Raw genomic sequence first — 17657 nt, 5'->3', positions numbered from 1 at the left:
GTCAGGCGTCATCGCCGATCAGCGCTTCGAGCGCGGCCACGGCATCGCCGAGCGATACCCGCTCGCCCGTTTCCTGCTTGAGGAACGCCGAAATCTGCGGATGGAGCGCGATCCCCCGGTCGATCAGCGGATCGGCCCCGGCGCGATAGGCGCCCATCAGCAGCAGGTCGCGATTGCTTTCATAGGCGGAAACGAGCGCGCGCAGCTTGCGCGCCAGTGCGTTCTGCCGCGGGTCGGCGACGTCGCTCATCACCCGGCTGAGCGAGGCGCCGACGTCGACCGCCGGATATTGCCCGCGCTGCGCGAGATCGCGCGACAGCACGATATGCCCGTCGAGGATCGAGCGCGCGGTGTCGACCACCGGATCGTTCTGATCGTCGCCGTCGGCAAGCACGGTGTAGACGCCGGTGATCGAGCCGCCGCTTTGCGCCGAATTGCCCGCGCGTTCGACCAGCTTGGTCAGAGTGGAGAGCGCGCTGGGGGGATAGCCGCGCGCCGCGCCCGGTTCGCCGAGCAGGATGCCGATCTCGCGTGCGGCATGTGCGATGCGCGTCAGGCTGTCCTGGATCAGCAGCACGCGCAGCCCCTGCGCGCGGAAATATTCGGCGAGCGATGTCGCGAGCAATGCGCCGCGCAGGCGCAGGTTCGCGGCATGATCCGCGGGCACCGCGACCACCGCGGTGCGCGCCGCAGCCTCGCCCTGCATGTGGCGTTCGACGAAATCGGACACTTCGCGCGCGCGCTCGCCGATCAGGCCGACCACGACGACGTCGGCCTCGGCCCCGTGCGCGATCATGTCGATCAGCACCGACTTGCCCACGCCCGATCCGGCCATGATGCCGACCCGCTGGCCGACGCCGAACGTGGTCAGCGCGTTGAGCGAGCGGATGCCGGTGTCGAACGGTTCGCGCACGCTCGCACGGTCGAGCGCGCCCACGCGCCTGCCGCCCGCGGGCCATTCGGCCATCGAACGCAGCGGCGGGCCGCCGTCGATCGGATCGCCCAGCCCGTCGACCGCGCGGCCGAGATAGGCCGGGCCGACCGGCAGCATTCCCGGCCGCCCTTCGGGCCGCACCGGCACGCCGGGGCGCAGCAGCACGCTGTCGCCCAGCATCATCATCATCGTGCGCCCATTGCGGAAGCCGATCGCCTCGGCGGTGAGCGTCGTGCCCTTGCCGTCGTCGATCCGGCACAGGCCGCCGATCGGCACCGACAGGCCGCTGACCTCGATCAGCCCGCCGTCGCAGGCGGTCACCCGCCCGAACCGGCGCGGCTGCAGGTCGAGCGGCGGCATCGCCAGTTCCCCCAGCATCGAATCGAACTGTCTCAGCACTCGCGGAACGCTTCCTCGAGGATGCGGCGCCACTGCGCGGGCCCGTCCTCGATCCCGCCGTCCTCGGTCTCGATGCGCAGCGCGCCGCGCTCGATCGAGGCATCGGCGACGAGCACGACGTCGGCGGGCACCCGGCCCTCGACCAGCGCGAGATCTTCGGGATTGAGCAGCACCCGCCGCTCGTCCTGCGCGCGCTGGAGCATGGCGGTCGCCAGATCGATCCGCGCGGCCAGCCCCTCGGCATCTATCGCCAATGGCATCACGGTCCGTTCGCACAGGGCAAGCACCGTCAGCCGCAGGCGTTCGCGCAAGTCGGCCGCGCTCCCCGCATCGAAGCGCGCGAAGGCGAGTTCGATCGCAGCACGCTGGCCATCGCGTTCGGCTTCGCGCCGCGCGGCCTGCGCTTCGGCCTCGGCGCGGCCTTCGGCCAGGCCGCGGCGGTAGGCTTCGGCCACCGGATCGTGCGCGGGCTGTTCCGAACGCTCGGCGGCAGGTTGCGCACAATGCGCGGAAAATCGGGGATCGCGCGCGAAGCCGCCGCCGCCGCGCAGGCGTTCGAGCGGGAGCACGATCCTGGCCGCACCGGCGCTAGACATAGTCGTCGTCCGCCCCGCCGCCGAACACGATCGTGCCGTCTGCGGCGAGCTTCTTGGCGGTCGCGACGATCGCCTTCTGCGCCACCTCGACATCGGCGCGCTTGATCCGTCCGCGCTCCTCGATCTCGTCGCGCAGGCCGTCCGCCGCGCGGCTCGACATGGCGCCGAAGAACACTTCGCGCTGATCTTCCTCCAGCCCCTTCAGCGCGTCGATCAGCAGTTCGCTTTCGACCTCGCGCAGCAACTGGCCCATCATCTGGTTGTCGAGCTCCAGCAGGTGCTCGAACTTGAACATCTCGCTTTCGAGATCCTTCGCCAGTTTCTTGTCCAGCTTGCTGATGCCCGGCATCACGCGTTTTTCCACGCTGCGCGCGGCGCTGTTGATGATCCCGGCGGCTTCGCACACCCCGCCCATCGCGAGCGTCGCCTTGCCGTGGGTGCCGGCGATCTTCGCGGCGAGCGTTTCTTCCAGGATCGCGATCGCTTCGGGCGACACCGGGCCGAGCCGCGCGATGCGGTGGACCACCGGGGTCTGCAATTCGTCGGGCAGGCCCGCCAGCACCGCCGCGGCGATCGCCGGGTCGAGCTGGACCAGCAGCACCGCGATCGCCTGCGGATGTTCGTCCTGCACCAGCGGGATCAGCACGTCGGGTTCGAGCCACTGCGCGATCTCGAGCGCTGGGGTGCGCGGCTGTTCCTCGGGCGGCGCGGCGCGGCGCATGATCGCATCGGCCTTCATCTCGCCGACCGCGCCGGTCATGATCCGGCGCACGCTGTCGACCCGGCCGTGGGCGGAGATGCCCGAATTTCCGGCGGACGCGGCGAAGCTGGCGATGGCGTCGGCGATCACGCCGGGGCCGATCTCGCCGATCTCGCACATCTTCGCGCCGAGCGTGCGCAGTTCCTCGGGCGAAAGCCCGGCGAGCAGGCGCGCGGCCTCCTCCTCGCCCAGGAGCATGACCATCACCGCGGCGCGGTCGGGCCCGTCGAAGCGGAGCGGCGCGGCCATCAGGCGACTCCCTGCGTGGAGCGGTTCTCGCCGAGCATCCGGCGCAGCGCCTCCAGCGCGTCGTCGGGCTGCTCGCGCACGATCCGCTGCGCCAGTTCGATCTGGGCGGAAAGCTGTTCGCGGTCGGGCTCTGCCGCCATCGGCTGGGCCGCGAGGCGGCGTCCGGCGGGCAGCGGCATCGCGCCTTCACCCTCGGCATCCTCGTCTTCCGCAGCGTCCTTCGGCCCGGTCAGCGCGCGCACGATCGGGCGGGCGACGAGGAACAGGACCAGCAGGACCGAGATCAGCGCGACGAGGTTGCGCACCACCATGGCGAACCACGGCGCTTCCCAGAACGGCGGCTCTTCGGCCACGACCGGCTCGAACGGGCGGACGACGACCGCGACGGTATCGCCCCGGTCGGTGTTCGCGCCCACGGCGGCGCCGACGAGCTGCTCGAATTTCTTGAGATCGGCGGGCTTGGCGCCCTTCAACGCATCCTGGTTGAGCGCAACCGCGACCGAGAGCCGCTTCACCCCGCCCGGCGCGATGTTCGACACCGCGACCTCGCGGCCGAGTTCGTAAGTGCGCGTGGCGCTGCTTTCGCCCAGTTCGCCCGGCACGGCTCCGGCCTGCGCCGGCTCGCCCTGCGGCGCGCCTTCTTGCGCCTGCGCATCGGCCGGCGGCATGTTGGTCGTCGCGCCGGGCACGCCCGCCGCCACTCCGGCTGCCGCGGCGGTCGAGGTCTGCGTCGTCTCGCGCCGCACCGCGCCGTCCTTGTCGTAGCTTTCGCGCGCCGAGGTCACTTCGCTCATGTCGAGCTCGACCTGGATTTCGCTGGAGAAGTTCGCCGCGCCCACCATCGGGGTCAGCAGCTGGTCGACTTGCGAGCGCAGCTTGGCTTCCATCCGCGATTGCAGCGCGAGCCCGTCGGCGTTCTCGCTCTCGGGTTCGGACAGCAGGCGACCATGCTGGTCGACGATGCGCACCGCGTCGATCGACAGCCCCGGCACCGATCCGGCGACGAGGTTGGCGATCGCCGTCACCTGCGAATCGGCGAGCTGGCGCCCGCGCGCCATGCGCAGCATGACCGAGGCGGTCGGCGGCGCGCTCTCGCGCACGAATACCGAGCGTTCGGGCCGCGCGAGGTGCACGCGCACCGATTCCACCCCGTCGATTTCCTGGATCGTCAGCGTCAGGTCGCGTTCCTGCGCCGCGCGCAGCCGGTCGCCTTCGAGCGTCCGGCTCGCGCCCATCGGCAGCGAGTTGAGCATGTCCTGCCCGCTTTCGGGCGTGGCCAACGCGCCGTCCGACGCGACGACCATGCGCGCGCGGTAGAGGTCGTCCTCGCCCACGGACAGCGTGCCGGTCTGGTTGTCGATCGTGTAGTCGATCGCTGCGGCGTCGAGCGCGGCGACCACGCCCGCGCGTTCGGCGTCGCCGAGCGAGGAATAGAGCACGCGCTGCGGCGCGGGCGAGAGCGCCGCCCACATCAGCGCGAGCACGCCGATGCTGGCGAGCCCCGCGAACCACGGCAGCGCTTTCCTGACCGCGGGCTGCGCGACAAACGCGCCCAGCCGGTCCTTGAACGCGCCGCCTCCGCCGAGCTGCGAGAGCATCGGATTACGCGCGGGTTGCGCAGGAACGAGATCGGCCATCTATCAAATCCCCATCCGCATGATGTCCTGATACGCGGACAACAGCTTGTTCCTGACCTGCAGCGTCGCCTCGAAGGCGATGCCGGCTTCCTGCCGCGCAAGCATGACCTTCGCGATGTCGGTCACCTCGCCGCGCTCGTATCCCGCCGCCAGTTCCGACGAGCGCGACTGCGCGGCATTGACGCCTTCGAGCGCGCCCTTGAGCGTCTCGGCGAAGCCGCCGCCCGCAGGCTCGGCCGCGGGTGCCTGAATGCCGCCCGCTTCGCGCGCCTGGTGGATTTCCTGCAGCGTGCCCGAGCGTTCGAGGATCTGCTGGCGCAGCGCCATGATCTGCTGGACGGAGCCTGCTCCGCCCATTCCGCCGATTCCACCGACCCCGCTCATCGCCGGCCTCCGACGGCCAGCCCGGCCTCACGGAACGAAGCGAGACGGTAGCGCAGCGTGCGCTCCGAAATGCCGAGCTGACGCGCGGCCTCGGCGCGCTTGCCGCCACAGGCGTCGAGCGTGTCCATGATCGCGCGCGCTTCGGAAAGCAGCACCACTTTCGCCAGGTTGGCTCCGGTCGCGGCGGGTTCTTCGATTTCGGCGACAGGCGCAGGCTCGCTCGCCCGTTCGACCAGCCGCGCGGGGCGGTCGAACACGATGTGCGCGGTGCCGATTGCTGCCTCGCCCGTCGCCAGCACCAGCGCGCGGCGCATGACGTTTTCCAGCTCGCGGATATTGCCCGGCCAGCCATGCTGCTTGAGCATGGCGATCGCACCGTCGCTGAGCCACGGCACCTGCGCGCCGGGCTGGGTGTGGCGCAGCAGCATCGCGAAAGCGAGCGGAACGATGTCGGTCGGCCGCTCGCGCAGCGCCGACAGCGTCATGGGAAAGACGTTGAGGCGATAGAACAGGTCGGCGCGGAAGCGGCCTTCCTCGACCTCCAGCGGCAGGTCGCGGTTGGCGCAGGCGATTATCCGCACGTCGACCTTGACCGGCGTGGTCGCGCCCACCGGCACCACTTCGCTTTCCTGCAGCGCGCGCAGCAGCTTGGCCTGGAGCGACAGCGGCATCTCGGCGATCTCGTCGAGCAGCAGCGTGCCGCCCTCGGCCGCGCGGAAGAAGCCTTCACCCGCAGCATTGGCGCCGGTGAAGGCGCCCTTCTGGTGGCCGAACAGCAGAGCTTCCAGCATCGTTTCGGGGATCGCCGCGCAGTTGACCGCGACGAACGGCTTGCCGCCCCGCGCGCTGCGATTGTGGATGAACTGCGAGAGCACTTCCTTGCCCGTGCCGGTCGGCCCGTTGATGAGCACCGGGATGTCGGTCTGTGCGAGGCGGTCGGCGAGCGCGAGCACTGAAATCGATTCCGGGTCGGCCGCGACCGGTCCGCCGCTCGCCGCGGCCAGCGCCACGAGCGCGCCGAAGGTCGCTTCGGATACCGGATCGGCATATGTCAGCCGCGCGCCGGTGCCCATGCGTTCGATCGCGGGCGCATCGGCGCGGGCCAGCGCGATCGCGCCGGGCACGCCGCGCAGCCCCCCTTCGGCATGATCGGCGAGGTGTACGGCCTGCGAAGGGAACAGCGAGGATGCGATCCCCGCGAACTTGCCCGCCAGCGGCGCATGAACCTTTTCGAACCCTGCGGTCCGCTCGATCGATCCCATATCAGCCCCCTGCTGATTAACTATGTTCCGTCCGGGAGCTGTAATGGCGGGGGTAAGGGCAAGATCGACTTAATGGTTAACGGTGAAGGCCACTTAAGTAGAAATACTTAGGCAACGATTTTTGTCGAGCCCCTCTAAAAATCCGCCGGGCGGCGCCGGTCTGGGTCGAAGCTGCCACCCATGACGGGGTCTCGGGGCAGCCTTCGAAGACCATTGTGGGAGTTTGAACAATGTCCGTTATCAACAGCAACATCAATGCGATCAAGGCGTCGAACGCCTCGGCCGCCGCCAACAAGGCGCTCGGCACCGCCATGGAGCGCCTGTCCACCGGCAAGCGCATCAACAGCGCGAAGGACGACGCCGCCGGCCTCGCCATCTCGACCTCGATGACGTCGCAGATCCGTGGCATGAGCCAGGGCATCCGCAACGCCAACGACGGCATCGCGCTGGCGCAGACGGCCGAAGGGTCGCTCAACGAAGTCACCAACATGCTTCAGCGCGTCCGCGAACTGGCCGTGCAGAGCGCCAGCGGCACCTACTCGAACGACGACCGCACGAACCTTCAGGCGGAAGTCACCGAGCTGACCGCGCAGATCAGCGACATCCTGACCAAGAGCGAGTTCAACGGCGAGAAGCTGTTCACCGTCAGCTCCGATGCCGCCGATGCCAAGAGCTTCAACATCCAGACCGGCTCGAAGTCCGGCGACTCGGTCACCGTCAAGGTCGACGCGCTCGACTTCGCGGCGATCGTGGGCGGCGCGACCGAAGCGGTCGACGCTCAGACGCAGGACGGCGACGGCGTGTACACCGTGCAGGCGGGCGACAATTTCGTCGGCCAGACGCGCACCGCGACGGCGGACGACGAGACGAACGGCACGATCGGCGGCGCTTCGCCGACCGAGGGCGACGAATACACGCTCCAGGCCGGCGACGTCATCTACCTGGCCGATGGCACCGAAACCCATGCCGCCGTTGCGGCCGGCACGTCGGACGGCCTGTCGATCGAAAGCGCCGCGACTGCCAGCGCCGCTCTCGCCACGCTCGACACCGCGCTGAAGGACGTTTCGACCGTCCGCGCCACGCTCGGCGCGTCGCAGAGCCGCCTCGAATCGGCGGTGAACGACCTGACCAGCAACGTGACCAACCTGTCCGACGCGCGTTCGCGGATCGAAGACGCCGACTATTCGGCCGAAACGACCGCGCTCGCCAAGGCACAGATCCTCAGCCAGGCTTCGACCGCGATGCTGTCGCAGGCGAACCAGAGCGCGCAGAACGTTCTCTCGCTCCTGCGCTGATACGCCGAAGCATTCGGCTTTCGAGGCCCGGCGGAGCGATCCGCCGGGCCTTTTTTCGTGCGCGCTCTTCGGGGTCGGCAGCTCGCCGTTCCTTCCGCGCATCAGCGGACACTCTTGACCAAACGAACCATATAGGTTATATGCCCCGCCGCCTGCTGGACCTCACCTCAGGCGACGAGGATCGGGGCGGGCGCCATGTCGGCGGCGCTTCGTCTCTACTCCGCTGCGCGATCGGCCATGTGTCTGTCGCGTAGCGGCGCGGCCGGTGCGGTTGGCGTGCGATGCAATTGGTTTCGGGTGTTTCTCGACCCCTCAGGAGCCGGAAGCTTGCTCGCTTCCGCCGGAAGCCGGGAACGGATATTCGTGGTGGCACGATCGCCCGTCTGCCTGCCACAGCGCAGGGGCCTCGGCGGTTCGGCGCGCACCACGCGCTGGCGCGGCGGATCAGCCGCGGGGCGAAGGCGGGCTTTTCGCGAGTCCTGACCGCCTTCGCCCGCCGTTCCTGCGACCCACAGGATCGAACCGGGCCTTCACCGCGGCGGCGGCGGGGCAGCGGACCTGCATGCGGCGAACCTCACGCCGTGCGCATCCGGCGGTCGTTCGCGAACGAGCAGCCGACCGCCCGACCCCACCCGCGCGCATGCCCCCGGCATGCCGCATTGGCCGCGCGATCCGAGTTTCCCACGGCGTCACGGTCCGGGCTCGCCGCCGGATGCTTTCTTGTGTCTGGTTCACGCAGAGCTCGCGGAGGAGCAGAGACCGCAGAGAAGAGGGGTTCACACGAAGGCTCGAAGACACGAAGTTGTTTTTCCTGCGGCGAAGCCGCATTCAAACTTTCCGGCGCCGCGCCGGAAATCGATGCGCCTGCGGCGCGGACACATGCGGCATCTTCGTGCCTTCGTGTCTTCGTGTGAACCAAACCTTCTTCTTTTTCTCCGTGCTCCCGCGAAGCCAGGCTCATTTGGCGAGCAGGATCGACATGCGCCGGTTGCGCGGGTCCTGCGGGTTCTTCGGGATCAGCGGCTCGCGGTCGGCCACGCCCTCGATCCGGCGGAAGCGGCGTTCGCCGATCCCGCTGCGCATCAGCGCTTGGCGGGTCGCTTCGGCGCGCCCGGCGGAAAGCGACCAGTTGTTCGCCTGTGCCCCGTCCTTCCACGGCAGCGAATCGGTGTGTCCGCGCAGCGTCAGCTGGCCCTGCTCGGGCCCGACCGCAGTGGCCAGCGCGCCCAGCAGGTCGGCTGCGTCGTTCGTCAGCACCGTGGTGCCGAGCACGAACATCGAGAAGTCGGCGTCGTCGATCAGGTCGATCCGCACGCCTTCGGTCGTATCGACCATCCGCACCTGCTGCATCAGCCGCCGCAGACGTTGGCTGGCCTCGAGTTCCGCCTGCATGCGTTCGCGCATCCGCTCGCGCGCGGTGCGCATGCTTTCCTTCGGCCCGCCCTGCGCGTCGCGCGGCACGGTGATCGTGCGCGTGCCGGTCTGCCCGGCGCGGTGCGGATAGTTGTCGGGATCGACCAGCGATGCGCCGCCGAGCAGGCCGTTCGCACCCGCGCTCTGTTCGCGGGTCTTGACCAGCGTCGGCGTGAAATAGTCGGCCAGCCCCTTGCGCTGGTCCTCGGTGGTAGAGCCGAGCAGCCACAGCAGCAGGAAGAACGCCATCATCGCGGTCACGAAGTCGGCGTAGGCCACCTTCCATGCGCCGCCGTGGTGTCCCCCGCCCTCGACGATGGTGACTTTCTTGACGATGATCGGCGGCTGATCGTTGCGCCCGGCGCGGCTGGCCATCTCACCTGCCCCGCAGGCTGTCGAGCAGTTCCGACAGGCCCGGGCGGAACGCGTGGCCGAGGCCCGAACGCGCGCTTTCGACCACCAGCGGCTGCGGATAGCCGTTGAGCGAAGCGATGATGACCTGCTTCACCGCGTGGAAAATCTGCTCGTCCTGGTCGACGATCTGCTTGAGCCGCGAGGCCAGCGGGCCGACGATGCCGTAGGCGAGCAGCACGCCGAGGAAGGTGCCGACCAGCGCCGAACCGATCATTCCGCCCAGGATCGCGGGCGGCTGGTCGATCGAGCCCATCGTCTTCACCACGCCGAGCACGGCGGCCACGATGCCCAGCGCGGGCAGCGCGTCGGCCAGCGACTGCAGCGCGTGCTGCGGCTCGCGCAGCTCGTGGAAATGCGTCTTCATGGCGTTGTCCATCACGTCTTCCACCGCGTGGGTTTCCAGCGTGCCGGACGACACCACCAGCAGCGTCAGCGTGTCGCACACCAGCGCGATCAGCGGCTTGTTGGCGAGCAGGTTGGGATAGGCCGCGAAGATCTCCGAATCCTCCGGCTTCTCGACATGGCTTTCCAGCGCCACCGGCCCTTCGGTGCGCATCAGCTTCATCAGCCGGGTGGTCAGCGCGATCGCGTCGATATGGTCCTGCCGCGAGTGGCGCGGCCCCTTGAAGATCTTCTTGAACGAGCCGCCGATCGCCTTCAGCTCGTGCAGCGAGTTGCCCGCGATCAGCGCGCCGATCGCGGCGCCGCCGATGATCATCATCTCGTGCGGCACGGCCTCCATCACGGGGCCGAGCGCGCCGCCGGTGAGGGCGAAGCCGCCGAACACCATGACGAGCAGGACGACGATACCGATCGCAGCGTACATGTCTTCGTAACCCTTGTGTTTTTCGTTGTCAGCGCAGCATGTCGAACAGCGTCAGGTTCGCCAGCCGCACGAAGCTGGCCTGGCTCGCCTCGAGCACCGTCGTCACTTCCTGCAGCCGGGTCATCGTCGCCGCGAGGTCCGCGCCGCCGATCGCCTGCTGTTCGTCGGCGACCAGTTCGGAATTGGCCACCCGGCGCTCGTTCATCAGTTCGACCCAGCCCATCCGCGCACCAATCACGGTCTGCCCGGTGGTCACCTTGTCGAGCCCGGCGGACAGGCCCGCCAGCGCATCGCGGCTGGCCGCGGTCTGGTCGCCCTCGCCCTGCAGCGCGGCGGCGAGGTTGCCGAGCACCGCGAACAGATCGGTCTGCACCCCGTCCACCTCGAGCGAGAGCACTTCGGGCCCGGTGAGCGCGGGTACGACCGACTGCCCCTCGCCCAGATCGACCCCGTCCTTCACCGCGGTGCCGACGTAGGCATAGGCCCCGTCGACCAGTTCGTAGGCTGCGCCCGCCGCCTGCCCGCCGAACAGCGAATGCCCGGCGCTGTCGCGCGCGTTCGCGACCAGCAGCAGGCTCTGTTGCAAGTTGGCGATCTCGGTGCCGATCGACAGGCGCTGCTCGCCGCTCAGCGTCTCGTTCGCGGCGCGGGTCGCGAGTTCCTGCGCGCGGATGACGAGGTTCGCGACCGAGCCGAGCGCGTTGTCGGTCAGCGCGAGGTCGTTCGTCGCCACGTCGGAATTGCGCTGGTCGATTTCCGCCAGCCGCTCGCTGCGCGCGAGCGAGCGCAGCCGCGCGGCGGCGACCGGATCGTCGGACGAGCGCGACAGCCGCTCGCCGGTGCCGATCTGCTGCTGCAGCGTCTCCGCCTGGGCGCGCAGGGTCGAAACCTGGCGCGTCGCGCGCTCGTAGAATGCGCCGGTGCTGAGGTTCACGGTCACGGCATCACCTCAAGTTCATCAGGGTGTCGAAGATCTGGCTGGCGACCTGCATCGCCCGGCCCGAGGCCTGGAACGCCTGCTGGAAGCGCATCAGGTTGGCCGCTTCGGTGTCGAGGTCGACCCCGGCCTGCGCCTCGAGCGAGATGCGCGCCGAAGCGGCGATCGAATCGAGCGCGTCGCGCGTCACCGAGCGGCCCGAGACCGCACTGGAGACATCGAACAGCAGCCCGTTCATCGATTTCGCCGCGCCGCTGTCGTCGAGCGCCTGGCGCAGCGCCGCGAGGTTCGAGCCGTCGAGGCTGCCCGCGGGTGCGCCTGCCGGAGCCGTCGCCAGCCCCGCGCTGTCGGTCATCGTCACGCGGATGCCCGCCGCGCCCGCGCCGGAGAAGATCGGCTGGCCCGGCGTGCCGTCGAGCGCGACGCCCGAGGCCTGCACCGCGTTCACCGCGCCGGAAATCGAATCGGCGATCGTGTCGAGCCGCGCGCGCGCGTCGGCGCCCGCCTGCAGCGCCAGCCCGGCACCCGCGAGCGAACCGCCGGCCGGCTGGACCGCCGCGCCGCCGACCGCGAAGGCGATCGTGCCGTCGGCTTCGGTGGACATCGACAGCGGCGTGTGCTCGCCGCCCGCCACCATCGTCGCGCCGCCAGGGGAAACCGTGACCGAACCGTCCGCCGCGAAGGTGGTCTTGATGTCGGTGATGCCGCTCATCCGTTCGAGCAGCGCGTCGCGCTGGTCGAGCAGCGAGGCGCGGTCGCTGCTGCCAGCCCCGGCGCGCGCCAGACGGATGTTCACCCGCGCCAGCTCGCCGCCGATCACGTTGGCCTCGTCGACCCGCGCGGCGGCATCGAAGCGCAGGCCCTCGCCCGCCGCATCGAGCGTATCCACCGCGATGTTGAACTTGCGCGCGAGCGTATCGGCGCCCGCGAGCACGGCGGCGCGCAGCGAGGGATCGGTCGGATTGGTCGAGAGCTGCTGCAACGCGCCTTCGAGCTCGACGATCGCGCCATAGACGCCCGACTGCTCGACCGAGGCCTCGATGTTCTCCAGCCCGCGCAGCTCCGTGTCGGCGCGCGCGAGGTCGCTGCCGGTCCGGCGCACCTCGGCTTGGCGGAACATGTCGGCGTTGCGGTCGATGCCCGAAACCCGCACGCCCGAAAGCGACAGGTCGCCCACGCGGCCCTGCCCCCCGGCGGCGGAGACTTCCTCCATCCGCGCGCTGCGCCGGACGTAGCCGTCGCTCGAGGCGTTGGCGATGTTCTGCGCGGTCACGTCGAGCGCGGCCCGCGCCGCGCGCGCACCGCTGGCGGCAATCGAGAGGAGGTCGGATGCCATCGTCAGTTCGCTCCGCTCGTGCCGGTGCCATCTATATGACGCGCGAGCTGCGCTTCGATGCTTTCGGCCATGCCGAAGGCGCCGGTGCCCGAAGCGAGCTCGGCGAAGCGCGCGTCCTGCATCTCGCGGAAGGTGTCCGCGCCGCTGCTGCCGAACAGCTCGTCGCCGCCGAAATCGGTCTTGCGCGCGGCGGCGAGCATCTGGCGCACGAAGATCGCCTCGAACTGGCGGGCCGCTTCGGCCAGTCGTTCGCGATCGCTGCCGCCCGGCGCGTCGGCCGAGACGATCGCCTGGCCCGCGTTCGCGCCTGCGAGGGAGATCGCGCCGGTCATATGATCACCATCTCGGCCTTGAGCGAACCGGCCTGCTTCAGCGCCTCGAGGATCGCCACGAGGTCCGACGGCGAGAGGCCGAGCATGTTGAGCCCGTCCACCAGCTCGGCGAGCGATGCGCCCGGTTCGAGCAGCGTCACGCGGTTGCCTTCCTCGTAAGCATCGATCGCGCTGTCCTGCTCGATTTCGGTCTGGCCGCGGCTGAACGGTGCGGGCTGGACCACGGTGGGGTTCTCGTCGATCCGCACCACCAGGCTGCCGTGGCTGATCGCGGCCGGCGACAGGCGCACCGCGCTCGATATCACCACCGTGCCGGTGCGGCTGTTGACGATCACTTTTGCGGCGGCTTCCGCCGGGTCGATCGCCAGCATCTCGATGTCGGCCATGATCCCGGCGCGCTCGTTGGCGCCGGAGGGCAGCCGCAGCGCCAGCGTCACCCCGTCCTCGACCGAAGCCATCCCGGGATAGCGCGAGTTCACCGCGTCGCGCACTCGCGTGGCGGTGAGGAAATCGGCCTGGTAGAGGTTCCAGCGCAGCACGTCGCTGCTCTCGAATCCGGTCGCGACCGCGCGTTCCACGCTCGCCCCGTCGGCGATGCGGCCCACGGTCGGCACGTTGACGGTCAGCTTCGATCCGTCGCGGCCCGACACGCCGAGCCCGCCGACCGCGAGGTTGCCCTGCGCCATCGCATAGACCTGCCCGTCAGCGCCGTAGAGCGCGGTGAGGATCAGCGCCCCGCCGCGCAGCGACTTGGCCTTGCCGATCGCCGACACGGTGACGTCGACCCGTTGGCCGGGCTTAGCGAAGGCGGGCAGATCCGCCGTCACCATCACCGCAGCGGCGTTCTTCAGCGCCGGGTTCACGCCCGGCGGCAGTTGCAGCCCGAAGCGGTCCGACACGCCGCGCATGGCCTGGGTAACGTAGGCGAAGTTGTCGTCGCCCGAGCCGTCGAGCCCGACGACGATGCCGTAGCCGGTAAGCTGGTTCGAGCGGACCGACTGGAACGCGCCCAGATCGCGCACGCGCTCGGCCGAAGCCGGGGTGGCGATCGCGGTCGCGAAGGCGGCGAGGGCGAGGATCAGGTGGCGGATCATGGCGCGGCCTCTCAGAACGGAGTCACGAGGTTGAAGAACTTCGACAGCCAGCCTTCGCGGCTCGCGCGCTGGACCGCGCCCTTGCCCGCGTAGGTGATCCGGGCATCGGCGATGCGCGGCGAGGCAATGGCGTTGTTCTGGTCGATATCGGCCAGCCGGATGATGCCCGAAAGCTGGATCCATTCCTCGCCCTGGCTCAACTGCATCAGCTTTTCGCCGCGCACGAAGGCCGTTCCGTTGGGGCGGACGTCGGCGATGGTCACGGTGATGTCCCCCCGGAAGGTGTTGGTCTGGGAAGCATCCCCCTGTCCCTTGAACGACGACTGGCCCGAAGAATTAAGGACGTTGGGGTCGAACGAGAACGGCCCGGTGCTCGGCGGCGAGAGCGAGAAGCCGCCGTCGCGCCGGGTGTTGGAGCTGGCCGACTTCGAGGTCGCCGTGCGTTCCAGCAGCACCACGGTCACGAGATCGCCGACGCGGCTCGCGCGGGTCCCGTTGTAGAGCGGGCTGAAGCCGTTCGCGGGCTGGAAGATCGCGCCGTTGGCGGGCGCCTGCGCCATCGGCGGCGCGGGCGGCGGCGGCAGCGCGGCGTGGAAGCCGGGCGCGCGCTCGCCCCCGCAGGCCGCGAGCGAAAGCGTGGACGCGGCAAGCACGGCGGTGCGGAAAAACGTGCGGTTCATGGTGTTTCTCACAGCGTCTGCCCTCAAAGGGTCTGGTTCGCGTTGCGGAGCATCTCGTCGACCGACGAGACCATCTTGGAATTGATCTCGTAGGCGCGCTGGCATTCGATCATGTCGACCAGCTCCTCCACGATGTTGACGTTCGAGGCTTCGAGCATGCCCTGGCGCACGTGGCCGCGCCCCAGTTCGCCGCCCGGCCCGAGCTGGACCGCGCCGCTGGCGGCGGTCTCGACCAGGAAGTTGTCGCCGATCGCCTGCAGGCTCGCCGGATTGGCGAAAGTGGCGACCTGGATCTGGCCCAGTTCGGCCGGCTCGGCCTCGCCCGCGATCTGCGCGGTCACGATGCCGTCGGGCGAAACCGCGATCGCGCCCGCGCCTTCGGGCACGGTGATCGCGGGCTGAACCGTGTAGCCCTGCTGCGTGACGAGCTGCCCTTCGGCCGAGCGGGTGAAGTTGCCCGCGCGGGTATAGCCGAGCTGCCCCCCGGGCAGCTCGACCTGGAAATAGCCGTCGCCGTCGAGCGCGAGGTCGAGCGCGTTGTTCGTGGTGCTGAGCGCGCCCTGCGTCACGATCTGGCTGGTCGACTGGATCGCCACACCGGTGCCGAGGTTGAGCCCGGTGGCGTAGGCGGTCTCGCCCGACGAGCGCTGCCCCGCGACCCGCGCGTCCTGATAGGCGAGCGTGGCGAAGTTAGCGCGATCCTTCTTGAAGCCGGTGGTACCGACGTTCGCGAGATTGTTGGCGATCACGCGCATCCGCGCATCCTGCGCCTCGAGCCCGGTGCGGGCGACCTGTAGAGCGGAAGTTGGCATTGTCGTGGTCCTTTCTTCGGCGAGCCATTCAGCTCAGGCGCATCAGTTGCGCGCCCGCCTGGTCGCAGTCGCGCGCGGTGGCGATCAGCTTGCTGCGCATGTCGAACAGGCGCTGCGCGTCGATCATCTCGACCAGCACTTCGGTCGGCTTGACGTTCGATTGCTCGAGCGCGCCGGTGATGACGGTCGCTTCGGCGTCGGCCGGGAGCACGCCCCCGCCCTCCACCCGGAACAGGCCGTCCAGCCCCTTCGCGATCGGGCTGCCCTGCCATCCGGCGAGCTTGATCCGCCCGACCTCCACCGGGGGCGCGTCTGCCGCCGCCGGGTCGGTGGTGCTGACCACGCCATCGGGCGAGATCGTCGTCTTCATCCCCAGCGGCACGGTGATCGGGCCGGCGTCGCCGATGACCGGCAACCCCTCCCCGTTTACCAGCGCGCCGGTGGGCGAGATCGACAGATCGCCGCGGCGGGTATAGGCCTCGGTGCCGTCGCTCGCCTGGACCGCCATCATCGCCTCGCCCTGGATGTATAGGTCGAGATCGTGCCCGGTCCGGGTCATCTCACCCGCCGCCATCACCGCCCCGCGCACTTCGGCGCGCTGCAACGCGCGCACCTCCAGGCTGTCGCCCTCGATGGTGACGGGCCGCTGGTCGAGCAGTTCCGCGCGAAAGCCCACCGTCTGGGCGTTCGCCATGTTGCTGGCGATCACCCGCTGGCGTTCCATCGAGGCGTTCATGCCCGACAGGGCGGTGTAGATCAGGCGGTCCATGGGGATCAGGTCCTCAGGTTGATGACCGTCTGCGAGATCTGGGTCGCGGTATCGATCGCCTTGGCATTCGCCTGGAAGTTGCGCTGCGCGGTGATCAAGCCGACCAGTTCCTCGGCAATGTCGACGTTCGAACGCTCGAGCGCGCCCGACATCAGCTTCCCGTACTGGCCGTTGCCCGGCGAGCCGTATTTCGCTTCGCCCGAGATGCCGGTCGCTTCCCAGTTCGACGAGCCGATCTGCTTGAGTCCGGTCGGGGTGATGAACGAGGCGAGCGCCACGCTGCCGACCGCGGTGACCGAGCCGTCGGCGTACGATGCCGACACCGTGCCGTCCGCGCCCACCGTCACGCCGACGAACTCGGCGCCATCGGCGTTGACCGGGGCGATCTGGGCATCGACCGGCGTGGCCGAGGTCACGGTGCCGTCGGCGTCGGTCGGGAAGACCTGCAGGCGGTTGGTGCCGCCATCGGTGATGTAGCCGCTCTCGTCCATCTCGAGCGCGCCGTTGCGGGTATAGACGGTGCGGCCGCTGTCGGCGGCCTGCATGGTGAAGAACCCGTCGCCGGTGATCGCGAGGTCGAGCGCCGAGCCGGTCTGTTCGATCGGGCCGAGGCCGAAGTTCTGCGTCACCGCTTCCACCGTCGCGCCGATCCCCTGGATCATCCGCGGGTTGGTCTGCGCCGAACCGGCGACGATGTCGGCGAACTGGGTGTTCCCCTTCTTGAAGCCGTTGGTTTCGACGTTGGCGATGTTGTGGGCGATGACGCCCAGCTCGGTCTGTGAATTCTTGAGACCGTTCAGCGAGGTGTAGAAAGACATGTCGTAAGCTCCTCTTGCGTCATTCGGAGGGGGTGGCGGCCGCCTGGGAGGCGGCGAGAACGTCGAGCTTGTCGGAAATCTGCCGGAGCGTGTCGCTCATCTCGGTGATCCCCGACAGCGAGGAGAACTGCGCCATCTGCGCCAGCATCTCCTTGTTATCGACCGGGTCGAACGGGTCCTGCTGCTGGACCTGCACGGTCAGCAGGCGCAGGAAATCGGCTTGGCCGAGCGCGGCGTAGTCGCGCCCGGTGGTCGCGCCGGCGGCAGCTGCCCCGGCGGCGGAGTTGATCGCTGCTACGGTCATTTCATCCTCATCGTTTCGAGCATCAGCTGCTTGGCGGTGGACATCGCCTCGACCATGTTCTGGTACTGGCGCGAGGCTTCGAGCATCTCGACCATCTCGGCGTTCTCATCGACCGGGCTCGCCCAGACGTAGCCGTTGGCGTCGGCCAGCGGATGGCCGGGTTCGTGGCGGCGCACCGGCGCGACGTCGGCGCGCTGGACGCCGCTCACGTTCACCGTGCTCATGCCGGTCGCGGCGTCGAGCTGTTCGGCGAAGACGGCGCGCAGCGGGCGATAGGCCTCGCCCTCGCTCGCCGCGACGCTGCCCGCGTTCGCGAGGTTGGAAGCGGCCGCGTTCATCCGCACCAGCTGGGCGGACATGGCGCGCTGGCCGATGTCGAACATGGTCATGGGGCCGGACGACATCG

The 17657-nt window shown here is 69.4% G+C and carries 19 protein-coding genes; 1 reads left to right on the top strand and 18 read right to left on the bottom strand.

What is annotated here, in order from left to right:
- Position 1 precedes the first annotated feature (1 nt).
- The 6 genes from ACE3QC_RS12395 to ACE3QC_RS12370 are packed head-to-tail and all read right to left on the bottom strand — an operon-like array spanning position 2 to position 6221.
- Positions 2-1312 carry a FliI/YscN family ATPase gene (locus tag ACE3QC_RS12395; RefSeq protein ID WP_374408924.1) on the bottom strand — a complete coding sequence of 437 codons (1311 nt, stop codon included), beginning with the start codon at positions 1310-1312 and terminating at the stop codon, positions 2-4.
- Between the two features lie 14 nt (positions 1313-1326).
- Positions 1327-1929 carry a FliH/SctL family protein gene (locus tag ACE3QC_RS12390; protein WP_374408685.1) on the bottom strand — a complete coding sequence of 201 codons (603 nt, stop codon included), beginning with the start codon at positions 1927-1929 and terminating at the stop codon, positions 1327-1329.
- Complete coding sequence (gene fliG, locus ACE3QC_RS12385; protein WP_374408683.1) at positions 1922-2938, bottom strand: flagellar motor switch protein FliG; 1017 nt, start codon at positions 2936-2938, stop codon at positions 1922-1924. The genes ACE3QC_RS12390 and fliG overlap by 8 nt, the downstream gene beginning before the upstream one ends.
- The gene (fliF, locus tag ACE3QC_RS12380; protein WP_374408681.1) at positions 2938-4575 is read right to left on the bottom strand and encodes a flagellar basal-body MS-ring/collar protein FliF; all 1638 of its coding nucleotides are present in this window, start codon (positions 4573-4575) and stop codon (positions 2938-2940) included. Before fliF ends, fliG begins: the two co-directional genes overlap by 1 nt.
- A gap of 3 nt (positions 4576-4578) precedes the next feature.
- A complete protein-coding gene (gene fliE / locus ACE3QC_RS12375; RefSeq protein ID WP_374408679.1) occupies positions 4579-4959 on the bottom strand; it encodes a flagellar hook-basal body complex protein FliE in 381 nt (126 codons plus the stop codon).
- Entirely contained in the window at positions 4956-6221 is a 1266-nt protein-coding gene (locus ACE3QC_RS12370; protein WP_374408677.1) for a sigma-54 interaction domain-containing protein, read from the bottom strand. The genes fliE and ACE3QC_RS12370 overlap by 4 nt, the downstream gene beginning before the upstream one ends.
- 230 nt (positions 6222-6451) lie before the next feature.
- Here ACE3QC_RS12370 and ACE3QC_RS12365 point away from each other — a divergent pair, with 230 nt between their 5' ends.
- Positions 6452-7516: a flagellin gene (locus ACE3QC_RS12365; RefSeq protein WP_374408675.1), complete on the top strand. Its 1065-nt coding sequence runs from the start codon at positions 6452-6454 to the stop codon at positions 7514-7516.
- Between the two features lie 957 nt (positions 7517-8473).
- Here the strand turns inward: ACE3QC_RS12365 and ACE3QC_RS12360 are convergent.
- Genes ACE3QC_RS12360 through flgC form a run of 12 tightly spaced genes read right to left on the bottom strand, consistent with a single transcriptional unit; the run spans position 8474 to position 17655 of the window.
- Positions 8474-9304: a flagellar motor protein MotB gene (locus ACE3QC_RS12360; protein ID WP_374408673.1), complete on the bottom strand. Its 831-nt coding sequence runs from the start codon at positions 9302-9304 to the stop codon at positions 8474-8476.
- A gap of 1 nt (position 9305) precedes the next feature.
- On the bottom strand, positions 9306-10169 hold the full coding sequence (gene motA, locus ACE3QC_RS12355; protein ID WP_374408671.1) for a flagellar motor stator protein MotA: 864 nt from the start codon (positions 10167-10169) through the stop codon (positions 9306-9308).
- Between the two features lie 28 nt (positions 10170-10197).
- Complete coding sequence (locus tag ACE3QC_RS12350; protein WP_374408670.1) at positions 10198-11109, bottom strand: flagellar biosynthesis protein FlgL; 912 nt, start codon at positions 11107-11109, stop codon at positions 10198-10200.
- 4 nt (positions 11110-11113) lie between these two features.
- On the bottom strand, positions 11114-12442 hold the full coding sequence (gene flgK, locus ACE3QC_RS12345) for a flagellar hook-associated protein FlgK (RefSeq protein ID WP_374408668.1): 1329 nt from the start codon (positions 12440-12442) through the stop codon (positions 11114-11116).
- 2 nt (positions 12443-12444) lie between these two features.
- On the bottom strand, positions 12445-12774 hold the full coding sequence (locus ACE3QC_RS12340) for a rod-binding protein (protein WP_374408666.1): 330 nt from the start codon (positions 12772-12774) through the stop codon (positions 12445-12447).
- The gene (locus tag ACE3QC_RS12335; protein ID WP_374408664.1) at positions 12771-13868 is read right to left on the bottom strand and encodes a flagellar basal body P-ring protein FlgI; all 1098 of its coding nucleotides are present in this window, start codon (positions 13866-13868) and stop codon (positions 12771-12773) included. The genes ACE3QC_RS12340 and ACE3QC_RS12335 overlap by 4 nt, the downstream gene beginning before the upstream one ends.
- Positions 13869-13879: 11 nt before the next feature.
- Positions 13880-14548 (bottom strand): flagellar basal body L-ring protein FlgH, encoded by a 669-nt coding sequence (locus ACE3QC_RS12330; protein ID WP_374408662.1) that lies wholly within the window; start codon positions 14546-14548, stop codon positions 13880-13882.
- Between the two features lie 23 nt (positions 14549-14571).
- On the bottom strand, positions 14572-15360 hold the full coding sequence (flgG, locus tag ACE3QC_RS12325; protein WP_374408661.1) for a flagellar basal-body rod protein FlgG: 789 nt from the start codon (positions 15358-15360) through the stop codon (positions 14572-14574).
- Between the two features lie 28 nt (positions 15361-15388).
- Entirely contained in the window at positions 15389-16129 is a 741-nt protein-coding gene (locus ACE3QC_RS12320; RefSeq protein WP_374408659.1) for a flagellar basal body rod protein FlgF, read from the bottom strand.
- Positions 16130-16134: 5 nt separating this feature from the next.
- Entirely contained in the window at positions 16135-16947 is an 813-nt protein-coding gene (locus ACE3QC_RS12315; RefSeq protein ID WP_374408657.1) for a flagellar hook-basal body protein, read from the bottom strand.
- A 19-nt stretch (positions 16948-16966) separates the two neighbouring features.
- Positions 16967-17251, bottom strand: coding sequence for a flagellar hook assembly protein FlgD (locus ACE3QC_RS12310; protein ID WP_374408655.1), 285 nt, complete (start codon positions 17249-17251; stop codon positions 16967-16969).
- Positions 17248-17655, bottom strand: a complete 408-nt coding sequence (gene flgC / locus ACE3QC_RS12305) for a flagellar basal body rod protein FlgC (RefSeq protein WP_374408653.1) — start codon at positions 17653-17655, stop codon at positions 17248-17250. Before flgC ends, ACE3QC_RS12310 begins: the two co-directional genes overlap by 4 nt.
- Positions 17656-17657 lie beyond the last annotated feature (2 nt).

It is taken from the genome of Pelagerythrobacter sp. (genome assembly GCF_041912895.1).
Lineage (GTDB): Bacteria > Pseudomonadota > Alphaproteobacteria > Sphingomonadales > Sphingomonadaceae > Pelagerythrobacter.
This window is presented reverse-complemented; position numbering and strand designations above follow the sequence as displayed.